Source organism: Indolivaga alginatilytica, from assembly GCF_003201355.1.
Classification (GTDB): Bacteria; Bacteroidota; Bacteroidia; order Bacteroidales; family Dysgonomonadaceae; genus Dysgonomonas_A; species Dysgonomonas_A alginatilytica.
The window spans coordinates 14,226-30,487 of the sequence record NZ_QICL01000015.1 but is presented as its reverse complement, the minus strand read 5'-3'; the positions used below and the strand labels follow the sequence as shown (position 1 = coordinate 30,487).

The 16,262-nt window shown below is 35.1% G+C and carries 13 protein-coding genes; 5 read left to right on the top strand and 8 right to left on the bottom strand.

Annotated features, from left to right (window positions below):
- Nucleotides 1-61: 61 nt before the first annotated feature.
- From CLV62_RS12115 to CLV62_RS12105, 3 genes are all read right to left on the bottom strand, one after another.
- Entirely contained in the window at nucleotides 62-808 is a 747-nt protein-coding gene (locus tag CLV62_RS12115) for a hypothetical protein (RefSeq protein WP_110311053.1), read from the bottom strand.
- A gap of 97 nt (nucleotides 809-905) precedes the next feature.
- Nucleotides 906-2,042, bottom strand: coding sequence for a dTDP-glucose 4,6-dehydratase (gene rfbB / locus CLV62_RS12110; protein WP_110311052.1), 1,137 nt, complete (start codon nucleotides 2,040-2,042; stop codon nucleotides 906-908).
- 128 nt (nucleotides 2,043-2,170) lie between these two features.
- Nucleotides 2,171-3,637, bottom strand: coding sequence for a capsule assembly Wzi family protein (locus CLV62_RS12105; protein WP_110311051.1), 1,467 nt, complete (start codon nucleotides 3,635-3,637; stop codon nucleotides 2,171-2,173).
- Between the two features lie 497 nt (nucleotides 3,638-4,134).
- On the opposite strand from CLV62_RS12105, the gene CLV62_RS12100 reads away from it, so the two are divergent.
- From CLV62_RS12100 to CLV62_RS12080, 5 genes are all read left to right on the top strand, one after another.
- A complete protein-coding gene (locus tag CLV62_RS12100) occupies nucleotides 4,135-5,799 on the top strand; it encodes a hypothetical protein (protein ID WP_110311050.1) in 1,665 nt (554 codons plus the stop codon).
- A gap of 506 nt (nucleotides 5,800-6,305) precedes the next feature.
- On the top strand, nucleotides 6,306-9,716 hold the full coding sequence (ileS, locus tag CLV62_RS12095; protein WP_110311049.1) for an isoleucine--tRNA ligase: 3,411 nt from the start codon (nucleotides 6,306-6,308) through the stop codon (nucleotides 9,714-9,716).
- A 38-nt stretch (nucleotides 9,717-9,754) separates the two neighbouring features.
- A complete protein-coding gene (locus CLV62_RS12090; RefSeq protein ID WP_110311048.1) occupies nucleotides 9,755-10,135 on the top strand; it encodes a TraR/DksA family transcriptional regulator in 381 nt (126 codons plus the stop codon).
- Nucleotides 10,136-10,382: 247 nt separating this feature from the next.
- The gene (locus tag CLV62_RS12085) at nucleotides 10,383-11,012 is read left to right on the top strand and encodes a lipoprotein signal peptidase (RefSeq protein WP_110311047.1); all 630 of its coding nucleotides are present in this window, start codon (nucleotides 10,383-10,385) and stop codon (nucleotides 11,010-11,012) included.
- Nucleotides 11,009-11,773 (top strand): DUF4296 domain-containing protein, encoded by a 765-nt coding sequence (locus CLV62_RS12080; protein ID WP_110311046.1) that lies wholly within the window; start codon nucleotides 11,009-11,011, stop codon nucleotides 11,771-11,773. The genes CLV62_RS12085 and CLV62_RS12080 overlap by 4 nt, the downstream gene beginning before the upstream one ends.
- 70 nt (nucleotides 11,774-11,843) lie before the next feature.
- Here the strand turns inward: CLV62_RS12080 and CLV62_RS12075 are convergent, their stop codons facing one another.
- The 5 genes from CLV62_RS12075 to CLV62_RS12055 form a co-directional block, all read right to left on the bottom strand.
- Entirely contained in the window at nucleotides 11,844-12,920 is a 1,077-nt protein-coding gene (locus tag CLV62_RS12075) for an LptF/LptG family permease (protein WP_110311045.1), read from the bottom strand.
- Nucleotides 12,921-12,932: 12 nt separating this feature from the next.
- Nucleotides 12,933-14,063 carry a tRNA guanosine(34) transglycosylase Tgt gene (tgt, locus tag CLV62_RS12070; protein WP_110311044.1) on the bottom strand — a complete coding sequence of 377 codons (1,131 nt, stop codon included), beginning with the start codon at nucleotides 14,061-14,063 and terminating at the stop codon, nucleotides 12,933-12,935.
- A gap of 31 nt (nucleotides 14,064-14,094) precedes the next feature.
- Nucleotides 14,095-15,414 (bottom strand): hemolysin family protein, encoded by a 1,320-nt coding sequence (locus tag CLV62_RS12065; RefSeq protein WP_110311043.1) that lies wholly within the window; start codon nucleotides 15,412-15,414, stop codon nucleotides 14,095-14,097.
- Between the two features lie 75 nt (nucleotides 15,415-15,489).
- Entirely contained in the window at nucleotides 15,490-15,966 is a 477-nt protein-coding gene (locus CLV62_RS12060; protein ID WP_110311042.1) for a pyridoxamine 5'-phosphate oxidase family protein, read from the bottom strand.
- 3 nt (nucleotides 15,967-15,969) lie between these two features.
- On the bottom strand, nucleotides 15,970-16,260 hold the full coding sequence (locus CLV62_RS12055; protein WP_110311041.1) for a putative quinol monooxygenase: 291 nt from the start codon (nucleotides 16,258-16,260) through the stop codon (nucleotides 15,970-15,972).
- Nucleotides 16,261-16,262: the final 2 nt, after the last annotated feature.

Here is a 16,262-nt window from a genome sequence, read left to right as displayed (position 1 = left end):
TGGGATACTGTAAAATATTGCTATTTTGTTTTAATTTAAAGATAGAGCTTATTTGGATAGACTATTTTCTATTTCTTTTTATTACAATTCCTGCTATACCTACTACAATAATTCCTCCGATTATCCAAAGTATAATTTCCCAGTTATTAATAACAAATTTGATTATAAATATAAGAGCTATAATTACAGCAATTATGCCACATATTAACAGACCTTTTTTTATAGTCTCTTTGTTAGATTGAGTTTCTATTTCTTTTACAGGACTCTCCTCGCTTTGAAAAGTATCTACAGGTTTATTATCAATAGGGGCTACCTCTTCAAAATCTGCATATTCTTTGTCGATTTCAGGAGTAATGGCTATTTCTTCATAGTCAATATCTTCGGGCAGAAGTTTTTGAGGTTCGGTGTTTTCTTGAACAGAAGATACAATTTCTTGTATTGGTTGATTTTGTTCTATAATCTGATCTTGAATATCAGTTGTAGGGGTAGGGAGGTGCTCTTTTATATCCTCCAACTCTATAATATCTTTTTCAATATTATTGTGAATCTGATTAGTTGGAGTATTGTTTTCAGACAATCTTATAATTGTATCAACCCGAGAAGATGCAATCTTTGTATCGAAATCATTATTCTCAACCATTCTTAATAATTCAGATTCAATAGCGGGATACTTTTGTATCAGAGATCGACAAGCATCGGCAAAATCACGAAAACGATTGATTTTTTCAAGTTTTGCTCTCATTTCATCTCCACCTGAGGTAGATAGATCTAGTATCTTATCGGCAATAGCAGACTTTAGATTGTCCATAACAGTTATATACTGTAAATAATTATGTTACTATATTTAATTTACTCTCATGAGTTTTTTGACATACAAAAAGCAATAAATTGCCAGCAGACCCCTCTTATCTGTTTGAATACATTTGATCGTAATACTTCATATAATTACCTGAAGTAACTTCTTCAACCCATTCTTGGTTATCCAGATACCAACGTATTGTTTTCACAATTCCTTTATCAAACATTGTTTCGGGTATCCAGCCCAATTCCGTTGAAATTTTAGCAGGATCAATAGCATAACGCTGGTCGTGTCCCTGACGATCTTTCACAAATGTTATAAGATCATTATTCATCCATGATATATCTATTGTTCCATCCGAAAGAAGTTCTTTTTTCTTAAGAACAGAACGATATTGTGGTTCTTTTTCCATAATATCATGTATTGTTGATATAACAAGTTTTACTATATCAATGTTCTTTTTCTCATTATGTCCACCAATATTATATACTTCGTAAATACGTCCCTTATTTACTACAATGTCAATAGCTTTACAATGGTCTTCCACATATAACCAGTCACGCACATTACTACCATCGCCATATACAGGAAGTTTTTTGCCTTCGAGAATATTGCGGATAATAAGTGGTATAAGTTTTTCGGGAAAGTGATATGGTCCGTAATTGTTAGAACAACGTGTAATATTTATTGGCATCTTGTAAGTTTCGCCATATGCTTTAACGATAAGGTCTCCCCCTGTTTTAGCTGCGCTATATGGTGAACTTGGGTCAAGAGGTGTTGTTTCTGTAAAATAGCCTTCATCACCTAAAGATCCATATACTTCGTCCGTTGATACTTGCAAATACTTAACGCCTTCTTTCCATATTGGATAATTGTTGTCATCTTTACCTGTTGTCCAGTATTTTTTTGCTGTATCTAACAGATTTTGTGTTCCTAATATGTTTGTTTGTAAAAATATCTGTGGGTTTTCTATACTACGATCTACATGACTTTCCGCTGCAAAATTTACAACATAATCAATGGTGTTTTCACTAAATATTTTGTCAGTAACAATACTGTCACAGATGTCTCCTTTTACAAATTTAACTCTGGCTTCTTTTAGTTCTTCAGATAAAGTACCTAGATTTCCTGCATAGGTCAACGAATCTAGTATAATAATTTGTATATCCGAATATTTGGCTAACATGTATTTCACAAAATTAGCTCCAATAAAGCCTGCTCCTCCTGTTACTAAGTAAGTCATTTATGATGTATGTTTAATTAAACTCTAATTTTTATATAGAAAGTACAAATTTATAAATTAAATGCTTCAAATATTATGAGAGCTCTAATTTAGTCACAATAAACTTTGTTTATCTTACTTAAGAAAGCTTATTGAACGTGGAATGCTTTTGATATTCTGAATTGCACTCCCGTGTTGTCTCCAATCATATCCGACTTGTCATAAGAGAATGCCCCAGAAAATAACCATCCTTGAAGTTTCTCATTACTATAAGTCGTCTCAAGCATTGTTGAGAACTGATCACGGATACTTCTGGATGGAATCAAAGGAGTTCCCCAACTTTGGGAATAAGTAATCAGTGCTCTATATTTCAAATTGTCACATATATAACCTGTTATTCCCCCGTGAAAAGAAGACAAACGAGTATTATAAACGGTTAATGACTTCCCATTATTGTATATAGGAGATGTAAGTAACGGGTTTCCCATAACAAATCCATAATTACTTAATGATATATAGTCAACGTGGTTATAATAATTATCGCCTCCGCTTACTTGAACTGGTATTTCTTCGCTTTTATCCCATAGGAATGGACCCGACTGATCTTTTGTATGTAGATACTCAAACAATACTCCTGTTATCCATCCTTTTTTAGTTAGATTTACTTCTATACCATATAATCCATCAGGTACACTTTTAAAGAAAAGTCCCGACTGATCTTCAAAAAAGCGTTCAATATAAGCTTTTACTGTATAGTCTTCTTTTCTATAATTGGTAATAAAATGTAGACTACCGTATACATTTCCTAGAATATTCACTTGGTCTGTCATATTGGAGTCGCTCCCTCCTGACATTGGAAGCAACACCCTGAGAAAATCTTTGAATCCGGCAGGGCTGCTCCATTTATATTCTCCGTCTTTATAAAACTGACCTCCCCATTGAGTGTCCATTTCCAGACCCATGATAAAGTTCCAGACCGAATTGTTTTCGAATTTCAGGAATCCGTATTTTCTATGATATAGAATTTCTTCGGCAAAAGAACCGTCTGCTGCATTGTTTCGTTTAAACTTATCATCCATAAACCGACCATATGAGATTCCTCCCATAACTTCGAGGAGTCCTTTAGTATAAGGAACAGCTACAAAATAAGGAAGGCTGGCTTCGACTTGAGGGATGGGTCTTGCATTATTCGACAGGGTTAAACCTCCGGTGCTAAGCAGTTCATTTTTGAATAGAGGTGCACGTTCTTTCGAACCTATCGAAAGCTTTACATTTTTGTAAGCAAAATCTGCATATAATTGTTGAAAGTGAAAATCGGAGTTTAAATTGTGTGTAGCAACAATGTCTACTCCCAGTTGAAGTTTAAGTTGGTCTGCTAATCTTTTCTTTGCAAAAGTTTGTACTCTGAGGTAGCCACTATTATTATCGGTGGCTCCTAAGCCATACATATTATTCGTAAGCCAAAAGGGAGCATTATCACCTCCCGAAAAAGTTCCTAAAGTTCCTATATTTACGTCTATAGATGTTCTTTCTGATAAATTTTCATCAGTTTCTTGTGCAATACAAATTAAAGATGAGGCAATGTAAAGAAGAAAAAGTATCGAATATTGTTTCATGTTTAGGGTATCCTGTTTTCTCAAATAAATAAGAGACAAATGTAATAAAAAAAGAGAGATAAGGTGTTGGGGCTCTTTTTTGTTTTTGAAAGTATGATATTATAAAGCGAGATGCTGTCAGTTTTGAGTATTTGTATTCGTTTTTTATTATATTTGTGGCATTTTGGGGATAATTATTTAACTACTAGTTTAATAGATTCCATATGAATACAGGCAATAGATGAGGAAGAATAGTTTTTCAATTGCATGTATTCATAAGCTATGGCCAAGTTTAACACACTGCGATCTACGTAAATAAATTGAAAAACAATAATAATTAGGAATATGAAAAACACTTTTTTTTACAAGTTAGCTTATTACTAACGATTTTCTTCGGACTTTCTTCCTGTGATAAAGATGATCTTGAAACCAAAGAAAAAAACGGCGATATTTATGTTACCGTTTATGCTAATTCGGGGTATAATTCAACGCCTGTAAAAGGAGCAGATGTGTTTACCGTGCCAGCTACCAAACATGCAGTTACCGACGAATTTGGGACGGTATTATTATCCGATCTGCCATCAGGTAGTTACGAAATTTATGCAAATTTGACTGGCTATGGTTCCGGAAAACAAGTTGTAAGGGTTTCGCCTGATTCTTTGAAGCCTGTTGCAATTGAGATACGGTACGGCGTAAAAACAGAATTTATACCTGAAATTGAATTGATATTACCAAGTATTCCGGCCAATTTTGCTCCAAACGAAAATGTTGTTTTTTCATTCAATGTAATCGACAAAGATTCTCGACCAGAGGAGATAAATGTAGTTATATCAAGCGATTTAGATGGTAAATTATTAGAAACAAAACCTAATTCCGTTAATAATGTAAAGTTTGAAACGTCAACTTTATCGCGAGGATTACATACGATAACCATTACAGCAACCGATAAAGATAATTATTCTGCAACTAAAACCATTACAGTGACTACTACTGCGCCAAGTAATATCACATTGGAATCTGCCAACAAAACAAGTCAGGATTGTGTACTGCTGAAATGGCAACAATACAAAACTGCCGACTTTAAACGGTATGAAATATTTAGAACAAATAGCCCCGATATTGAAGGACAGTTGATTGCTTCTTTTACAGTGGCTGACTCTGTTGAATATCTCGACAAACTTCCGCCGCTCGTAAACGAAACATATTATTACATTCGTGTATCAAATGCAGAAGGCCAATATCGTATCAGTAACAAAATAAAAGTTGAGGAGCCTGCAGGCAAAATTTACCATTATTCTATCACTGATGCGGTACATCACCCTACAGAACCAATTCTTTACATAGTTGATAATGCAGCAATGAAATTGCGTGCTATCAATTATGTAACTCAAAAAGAAATAAATAGCATAGGTTTGCAAGGTTCTGTTGGCGACATTGCTATTGGCAATAATGGATTTGGCTTGGAAGTTTATGTTCCAAACAATGGCGGTTTTATATATGTTTATAACGCCAACACATTGAATTTAGTAACTTCAATCAAGACAGGTTTGGATACTCGGTGCGTTGTAACAAACGGGCACGGTTATATTGTCGCTTCTTTAATACCTTCACCGTGGTGGGAGCAGCCTGTCAGGACTTATTCGAGGAGTACAGGAGTAAATATTAGTGGAAATGGAGACTATGAAGGTGACAGATTAAGGTTTATACCGAACACGGATAAAATAATCTCCATTTCGAGGGGTATTTCACCTGTGGATATGGAATATTTTGAATTGAATGGTTCGGGAGAGATACTTTCGCACAAGGATGACAGTTATCATGGTGACTACCCACTTGATCCGAATATTTTCCGCATATTAAGCAACGGCGAATTCGTCGTTACCGGACAGGAAGGTGCCGTATATAGTGCTGCGAACACAATGATTTACAAAGGTGTAATAAATAGAGGTGCGCCTAATTTTTCTGATTTTGCTTTCAGCAATAACGGAAATATAATTTATGCAGGAACTTCTAATCGCAACTCCTTACAAGTCGTAAAATATCCGCAACTAACTCGTACTGATGAAATTTTAATAAAAGGATACCCAAAATTCTTATTTAATTTTCAGGGGAAAGTGATTAGCATAAGTCGGACAAGTCAATATTCAGACGCTTATGTTTTTGAACAAATATCAATAGAGTAAGTTGTGTGAGAAATAAATAATCTCTTTATAAATAGAGGTTTGCCGAAAATAGAGGTGTAAGGTTTCAGAAATTTTTGTATGAATGTGGAAGTTTATCACCCGTCCAAACATTTGTGAAACTTACCATTTGCGGCAAGCCTTTTTTTCGTTTTGAAAACTTTGTACAATTTGAAAAATCGATAGAATTTTCTTGTTTAAAAAATCGAGGAATGATCTTTTTATTTTCACAGTTGATTGGAAATAAGTAAGTGATTTGTAAACGAGTCGATTAGTTGAAAATGGGTGAAGTCTATCCAACCTACAGCAACCTGCAGTTTTTTATTAAAAATCGATTTTTTCGCTTAACTACTCTTTACTTCTTCTACTTTGTCTATCGGAAGTATATAGGAAAACAATGCTAAACGCTCCTAATCACCAAACATTTACTCTATTCCGCTATATTTCGTGTATCTTTACTCGTTTTTTATTATATTTGCGACAATTTTTTAAAGAATAAAGTATTTGCTATGAGCCATAAGTTTACTGAATATAATAATTTCAATTTGTCTGATATAAATAAAGAGATATTAGATAAATGGAATCAGCATAACATATTTCAAAAAAGCTTGGAGATACGTGAAGGTGCTCCAACGTTTGTGTTTTATGAAGGGCCTCCTTCAGCGAATGGTATGCCCGGTATTCATCACGTAATGGCTCGTACTATTAAAGATATATTTTGTCGTTTCAAAACGATGAAAGGCTTCTTGGTGAATCGTAAAGCCGGATGGGATACTCATGGTTTACCTGTAGAACTAGGTGTAGAAAAATCATTAGGGATAACAAAAGAGGATATAGGTAAGAAAATATCCGTGCAAGAGTATAATGATGCCTGCCGCAAGGAGGTTATGAAGTATACGAAAGAGTGGGAGGATTTGACTACCAAAATGGGATATTGGGTAGATATGAATGATCCTTATATCACATATGATAATCGCTATATCGAAACTCTGTGGTATTTGCTTAAAGATCTTTATGGTAAAGGGTATCTGTATAAGGGGTATACTATTCAACCTTATTCTCCGGCAGCGGGTACAGGACTTAGTTCTCATGAACTGAATCAACCTGGTACATATCGCGATGTAAAAGATACGACGTGTGTAGCTCAATTTAAAGCTATTGATACTAAACCTGAAATGAATGGTTTTGGTACTCCATATTTTTTGGCTTGGACAACTACTCCTTGGACTCTTCCTTCAAATACGGCTTTAGCTGTAGGTGGAGAAATAGAATATGTTGCTGTACAGACATACAACCCATATACAGGTGATAAGATGACTGCTATCGCAGCAAAATCTCTTATAACTAGCCTTTTTAACCCCAAAGCAGCAGATTTACAACTCGAAGATTATAAGCAAGGTGATAAGCTAATACCTTATAAAATAGTAGGAGAGTGGAAAGGTTCTGAATTATCAGGAATGAAATATGAGCAGCTTATTCCTTGGGTAAATCCGGGAGAAGGTGCATTCAAAGTAATAACCGGAGACTTTGTAACAACAGAAGATGGTACAGGTATTGTACATATAGCTCCAACTTTTGGTGCAGATGATGCTAAAGTTGCTAAAGCTAACAATGTGCCTGCATTAATGTTGACCGATAAAGATGGTAATCTGCGTCCAATGGTTGACCTTACAGGTAAGTATTTCAAATTAGATGATCTTGATGCCGATTATATAAAACAATCAGTGAATGTTGAACTGTATAAAGAATATGCAGGACGTTATGTGAAGAATGCTTATGATAATTCTTTAACAGAAGCTGATGCTACATTAGATATAGATATCTGTGTAATGCTGAAACAGGAAAATAAAGCATTCCGCATAGAAAAGCATGTGCATAATTACCCTCATTGCTGGCGTACAGATAAGCCTGTATTATATTATCCTTTGGATAGTTGGTTTATACGTACAACAGCTTGTAAAGACCAATTGATAGAACTAAATCAAACGATTAACTGGAAACCTCAATCAACAGGTACAGGCCGTTTTGGAAAATGGTTAGAAAATCTACAGGATTGGAATTTAAGCCGTAGCCGTTATTGGGGTACTCCTCTGCCTATCTGGAGATCAGAAGACGGTAAGGAAGAACTTTGTATCGGTTCAGTCAAAGAACTATATGAAGAAATAGCTAAATCGATCAAGGCAGGATTTATGTCCGAAGAGCCTTGGGCTGGTTTTGAAATCGGTAATTTAGATAAAGCAAATTATGAAAAGATAGACCTTCATCGCCCTTATGTTGATAATATTATATTGGTATCACCTTCGGGCAAACCGATGAAACGTGAGACCGATTTGATCGACGTTTGGTTCGATTCGGGTGCTATGCCTTTTGCTCAAGTATTTTATCCTAATATCAGTGCAGAGGAATTTGAGAAAATATATCCTGCTGACTTTATTGCAGAGGGGGTAGATCAAACCAGAGGCTGGTTCTTTACAATGCATGCTATATCAACCATGATAAATGGTCGTGTTGCATTTAAGAATGTTATATCGAATGGTTTGGTTTTAGATAAAAACGGAAACAAAATGTCTAAGCGTTTAGGCAATGGAGTTGATCCGTTTGAAACAATAGAAAAATATGGTTCAGACCCATTGCGTTGGTATATGATAACGAATGCCTCGCCTTGGGATAATTTGAAATTTGATACTGAAGGTATAGATGAGGTTCGTCGTAAGTTTTTCGGAACATTATACAATACTTATTCGTTCTTTGCATTGTATGCTAATGTAGATGGCTTTAATAATTCTCAACCTCAAATACCAATAGGTAAGCGTCCCGAGATAGACCGTTGGGTGATGTCTCTGCTTAATACTTTGGTGAAAGAAGTAGATGAATATTATGAAACCTATGAGCCTACAAAAGCAGGACGTGCTATATCTGATTTTGTAAACGATAACTTGAGTAATTGGTATGTTCGTTTAAACAGGAAACGTTTTTGGGGTGGCAGCATGACTACAGATAAATTGTCAGCATACCAGACCCTTTACACTTGTTTAGAAACTGTTGCCAAACTGATGGCTCCTATAGCTCCTTTTTATGCTGATAAGTTATATCATGATTTGACTGTTGCATGTGAGTTTGATAGTGAAATATCGATCCACCTTGCAGACTTTCCAAAATATGATACCTCAGTTATTGATAAGGCATTGGAAGAGCGTATGCAGATAGCTCAAAGTATATCTTCTATGATATTGGCTTTGCGTAGAAAAGTAAGTATAAAGGTGCGTCAACCTTTAATGCAGATAATGATTCCTGTATTGGATCAGCATCAGCAAGATGCTATTGAGGCTGTACGTGATCTTATACTGAACGAAGTAAATGTAAAAGAGCTCAAGTATGTAGATAATGCAGCAGGGATATTGGTTAAGAAGGTGAAACCTGATTTCAAGAAACTAGGACCACGTTATGGTAAGATAATGAAACAACTTGCAGCAGTAGTTCAGGTGATGGATCAGAATGCTATTTCTCAGTTAGAATCTACAGGCTCATATACATTTGATATAGAAGGTCAATCGGCTACTATTGAATTGGCAGATGTAGAAATTATCTCAGAGGATATAGAAGGATGGCTGGTAGCTAATGAAGGACGTTTAACTGTAGCATTGGATATTACTATTACAGACGATTTACGTAAGGAAGGAGTTGCCCGCGAATTGGTAAATCGTATACAAAATATTCGAAAATCGAATGGTTTTGATATTGTAGACCGTATAAAGGTAAAATTATCAGATTCTCAAGAAATCAGTAATGCAGTTAAAGAATATTATGATTATATTGCAGGACAGGTTCTAGCTGATGAAATTTCCTTGGAAGATACAGTCGACGGAATAGAAATAGATATGGATGATTTTGTATTAAACATATCTGTTGATAAGGTATAATACTAAAAATTAATATTAAACTCTAAAAGGTGAACATTATGGGAGAAAAAACACGATACACAGATGAGGAATTAGAAGAATTCCGCGATCTGATTTTGGGGAAATTAGCAAAAGCCAAAGAAGAGTATGAAGCTTTAAAAGCATCTATAACAAATTCTGATGGCAATGATGTTACAGACACGTCTCCAACATTTAAAGTATTGGAAGAAGGTGCTTCTACTTTATCAAAAGAAGAGGCCGGAAGATTGGCTCAACGCCAAATGAAATTTATCCAGAACTTGCAAGCTGCTCTTATCCGCATCGAGAATAAGACATATGGTATTTGCCGCGAAACAGGGAAGTTAATTCCTAAAGAGCGTTTACGTGCAGTACCTCATGCAACATTGAGCATCGAAGCAAAAAATGGAGGAGCTAAATAAAGGTCTCAGACCTATTTGTTACTTTGGTAAATAGTAAGTATAACTGATATATGACTAAATAAAGTTTAATCAAATCCTTACTGTTACTTGAATGCAATTATTAATAAAAATATTTATATAGGAAAAGTAGTAAGGCTATTTTATAGTTTTACTGCTTTTTCTTCTCATTTTTATAATTATCTTTAGTATACTTTTATTAAGATTAGCTATTTAAAATAGATAATTTTTCTGTACTTATATAAACATTATGCATAAATTTCCAAAAGGGCTCACAGCCATCTTAGTTGTTTTACTCGTTATAATAGCAGATCAGGTTCTCAAAGTTTGGGTGAAAACGAATATGGCTCTCTATGAAAGTATCGAAATTGCCAGTTGGTTTAAAATATATTTTGTCGAAAATAATGGTATGGCGTTTGGCATTGAAGTCATCGGTAAATTGTTTTTGTCCTTATTCCGTATTGTAGCTGTTTGTTTTATAGGATATTATCTTTATCTTTTGGTGAAGAAGAATTACGCTAATGGTTATATTGCTTGTATTGCATTAATATTAGCCGGAGCTTTAGGTAATATTATAGACAGTGTATTTTATGGTGAGATATTTACAGCTAGTTATCCCGGTCATGTAGCATCATTAGTTCCTTTTGGAGAAGGATATTCTAGCATGTTGCATGGTAAAGTTGTAGATATGTTTTACTTTCCTCTGATACAAGGTGTATTCCCTCAATGGGTACCTGTATGGGGTGGAGAGGATTTCATATTTTTCCGTCCGATATTTAATTTAGCAGACTCAGCAATAACAGTCGGTATTGTATTGTTATTAATCTTTTACCGTAAAACATTGCTGGAAACAATGCAAAAACCAGAAGATGCAGCATGAGAAAATGTAAGCTGACATGTTATTTATTGTCTTTTCTTATTGGTTCTGCAAGCGTAATCTCTTGCCGGGATGGTAAAGATGCATTGTCTCGTGATAAAATGGTTGAGGTGCTCCATGATATTCAATTAGCTGAAGCTATTTATCAAACTAAATATAATGATTTCAGAGACAAAGAACAAAAGGATGCCCTTATACAAGGTATTCTTGATAAGCATGGCATAACCCAGGCTGAATTAGACTCTTCATTGGTTTGGTATGCGGATAATGCGGAGATTTATATGAAAGTAAATGACTCCGTTATTTCGTCATTGAAAAAAGAAGTAGAACATCTAAGTAAAATATTTTCTCGCGATTTAGGTGCTTCAAATGTAAATAATTCAATCCTACCATCTTTCTATTATTTATCAGGCTATGTGCCAACACTAACTTTCGAGATAGATTCTGTTCGGATTTATAATTATCCTAACTTCTCATTAGAATTTAATACACTGGGTCTTCAAGAGCAAATGAAAGCCGAATTAGAGGTTATATTTGAATATAGGGATACTACTATCACTAAATATCAGTCTTTAAATAAAGATGCTCAATTTAAGGTATTAGGTGATACTCTTCCTCTGAAAAATATTTCGGGATATATCCATATAGATGCTCGAAATTCAATTGATAAAAAAGTCTTACTTTACAATATTGTGTTGAAGAATATCGAAACTCCAAAAGATAGTACAACCGTTAATAAGGTTGATTCTTTAACTATTAAATAAGATTTATAGGAAGGTTTCTTTTTCTATCTATTTAGGAAAGACAGATCAAATTCTAAAAAGGAATGTCTTTTTAATTAGGAGCTCTGTTATACAAGTATGCTGCTATGCCTACAAATATAACATTAGGTATCCAAGCTGCGATTAAAGGGCTAACAGCTCCTGATACGGCAAAAGTAGAACTTAGAGTTAAGAATAGAATGTATGATACACTGAGAAGAAGTCCTATCCCAATATTTAAGCCCATACCTCCTTTTACTTTTCGTGATGATAGTGAAGCACCAATAATGGTTAATATGAATGCCGAAGCTATAGAAGCGAATCTTTTGTGATATTCTATCTCGAATGCTTGTATGTTGCCGATTCCTCTGTCTTTTTGACGTTGAATGTGTTTGTGTAGGGCAGGCGTAGTCATTTGCTCAAAATCATTGCTGGAGATAAGAAAATCGCTAGGTACAATAGTTAATGTTGTGTCTATTTTACTACCTGTTGTAATATGTTCTCTCATTCCATCAAATTCACGAATAGAGTAATCATAAATAGTCCAGTGATATAATGAATCGTATTGAATACGATTAGCTGTAAGACGTGAAGCCAACTCTTTACCTTCGAATTTATCTAATGAAAAATAGAATCCCATTTTATCATTATTGTCGTATCTGTTGAAATAAGCTATGACTCCCGGTTCTATTTGAATTTGGATGCGCTCAGCATAAGTAACCGCTTTATTCTTGATGTATTTATTCATGAAGTTTATCCGCACCACATTCGCCGGAGGGATAATAAAACTGCTAAGAGCAAAGCTTATAAGGGCAATAACACCTGCTGATATAAGGTAAGGTTTCATTAGTCTTTTAAAACTCATCCCTGAGGCCAGCATTGCTATTATCTCTGAATTATCAGCAAGTTTGGAGGTGAAGAATATAACGGAGATAAAAACGAATAATGCACTAAATAGATTTATATAGTAGGGTATAAAATTCAGATAATAACTGAATATTATCGCTTTTACAGGTGCATCGTTTTTTAGAAATTTATCAAGTTGTTCGTTAAAGTCAAATACTACGGCAATAGATATGATAAGTACAATGGAGAATACATAAGTCCCCAAGAAGTTTTTAATAATATATCTGTCTAATATCGTAAGCATTAACTCAAAGTGTTATAATCGTCGTGTAACGTCTTCTATTATGGAAGCTTTCCAACTGGTAAAGTCACCTGCAATAATGTGTTTGCGAGCCTCTTTAACCAACCATAAATAGAAAGCTAAGTTATGTATAGATGCGATTTGTAGAGCAAGAATTTCGTTAACAATAAATAAATGTCTTAGATATGCTTTGCTGTACAGTGTATCTACGAATGAAGCACCTTCGGGGTCTATTGGCGAAAAGTCGTTAGCCCATCTCTTGTTTTTCATATTCATAATACCATGACGGGTGAAAATTTGACCGTTACGTCCATTTCTAGTTGGCATAATACAGTCAAACATATCTACTCCACGTTCTATGGCTTCCAAAAGGTTGACAGGAGTACCAACTCCCATCAAATAACGAGGTTTGTCTTGCGGTAAAATTTCGTTGACAATCTCAATCATTTCGTACATCTTCTCAGTAGGTTCTCCTACTGCCAGACCACCTATGGCATTACCTTCTGCCCCTTTAGATGCTACATTCTCGGCAGCACGTCTTCTTAGGTCAGGATAAACGCAACCTTGTACAATCGGGAATAAAGCTTGTTTATAGCCGTAAGTACATTCTGTTTCATTAAATCTTGTTATGCATCGATCGAGCCATCTTTCCGTAAGGTCTAAAGATTTCTTTGCGTAGCTATATTCTGCATCTCCGGGTGTACACTCGTCAAAAGCCATCATAATATCAGCTCCTATGGTTCTTTCTATGTCCATAACCCTTTCAGGTGTAAACATGTGCTTAGAGCCATCTATATGAGAACGAAAGATTGCTCCTTCTTCTGTTAATTTGCGATTATGGGCTAAGGAGAATACCTGAAAACCTCCACTATCTGTAAGAATCGGTTTATTCCAACTATTAAATTTATGTAATCCGCCTGCTTGCTCTAATATTTCTAATCCCGGACGTAGGTATAGATGATATGTATTGCCCAATATGATTTGTGCTTTAATATCATTTTCGAGTTCGGGCATATGTACTGCTTTCACTGCACCTTGTGTGCCTACGGGCATAAAAATAGGAGTTTCAATCTGTCCGTGATCGGTGGTAATTAACCCTGCACGAGCTTTAGATTGAACATCGGTATGTTGAAGTTCAAATTTCATTCTTAATTTCTCTGAGTATTCAGAATTTTCATTATTTGTTAGACGTAGAATCTTCTTGTTGACTTTCTAAATCAACTAATTGAACAAGGACTATTGAAGTCTTGTTTTTCTTTAAAACAGAAAATTCGTATCCTTCTGCTTCGAGTTTGTCGTGAGTATTGGGGATTCTGCCAAACTTGTCAATTAAATATCCGGCAAGGGTATCGTATTGTTTAGCTTTATCGATAGAGTGGGGTAACTGATTGTTTATATCACTTATAGCAGCGGTAGCTATTACTGAGTAAATATTATCAGATATTTTTTCAACAAATGGAATTTCGTTGTCATATTCGTCTTGTATCTCACCTACTAGTTCTTCAAGAATATCCTCCATCGTGATGATACCTTCGATACCTCCATATTCGTTCAACACCATAGCGATTTGCTGGTGCTTAATTTGGAATTCCTTTAGTATTTGTCCGATGCGTTTAGTCTCAGGAACAAAAGATACCGGTCTCACAATGGGACGAATATCAACTTCTCCGTTTTGACGCATCTTCTTAAGAATATCTTTGAGGTGAACTATCCCTATAATATTATCGATACTGTCTTCGTAACAAGGTATACGTGAAAAACCATCTTCAATAACAGTTTCTAAAGTCTCGGCATCATAGTCATTAACATCAATTGCTAAAACTTGTGTACGGGGAACCATTACTTGACGGGCTGTACGCTCAGAAAAATCAAAGGCATTCCTTATGATATCATAATTAGAATCCTCTATATGACCGCTTTCACGTACCTGATCTACCAAATATTTTAGTTCGTCGCTACTATACGATTCGGCTTCTGAGGCAGTATGTAGTCCGAACATTTTAAGTATCAGGTTTGCAAATCCGTTTAATAGCCAAATAAATGGGCGACAGATCCAGTAAAAGCCTTGTAGTGGATATGAGATAAACAAAGTTGTTTGCTCAGGTCTTAGTATAGCCAACGATTTAGGAGCCAGTTCTCCAAATACAATGTGAAGAATTGTGATGATAAGGAAAGCTACCGGTAATGCTATGCTGTGTGCCAGTTCGGGGCTTACATTTATGCCGACCAATTCCATAAAGCTCATTATCATTTTGGAAACTACAGGTTCACCTATCCAACCTAATGCAAGACTGGACAATGTTATACCTAATTGTGTAGCTGCCAAATATGCATCCAGATGGCTGACTATATGTTTTGAAAGAATCGCAAAGCGATTGCCTTCTTGTGCTTTAAGTTCTAATTGTGAGCTTCTTACTTTGACTATCGCAAATTCGGCAGCCACAAAAAAACCATTGAAGAAAACGAAAAGAAGAGTAATAAGAATGTTAGATATCATATATCTATTAAAATGATGATATTACAAAGATAATACAATTGTGGTTTCACCAAAAGGATTGATTATAATTTCGGATTAATATTTTGCTTTAGCAGTGATATGCTTGATTTCTATCTTGAATACAGCTGTTCTGTTCCATGACTTATCCATGTACTTTTCTGCAATTTCCTCAAAACCTGCGGAATATTTCTTTACCAGAAGACGTAGAGCTTTTCTTTTTTCATCATCCGATAAATCTATATGAGCATCACCAAAGGCTATAACACTTTCGTAAAGCGTAGTAAACTCATCAGCTATGGGGTTTGTCTTTCCGACTACGCAAAATGAAACCTTATTGTTCTTTTTTATTTCATCGAGTTTCTGTCCTTCAAGAGCACAATGAAAGAATAAAGAATTAGTTTCTTCTTCGTAAGCATAACTGATTGGTATACCATAGGCATAGCCATTTTCGGATGTGCCTAATGATAAGAATCCAAATTCGGAAGTGTTAAGTAGTTCCGTAATCCGATCTCCTTCTAATATACGGTTTTGTCGTCTTATTTCTCGAAACATAGTTTAGTATATTTGTTTGATAATGTCTACTTTGAGTCCTTCTATTTTTCCACCTATGGCTTTCTTGAATTCATCAAAATGAGTGCTGGCATTGTGAAGGTCGATAGCTTCCTGCGATTTCCACACTTCAAGAATCGTATATTCCAAAGGGTTTGTAATATTTTGGTGTAAATCATACGAAACATTTCCTTCTTCTTTTCGAGTAGCATTTACTACATTTTGTAGAGCGACTAATACTTCTTCTTTATTATCTGATTTAACAGTAATAGTTGCAACGATCTTTAATTCTGCCATTT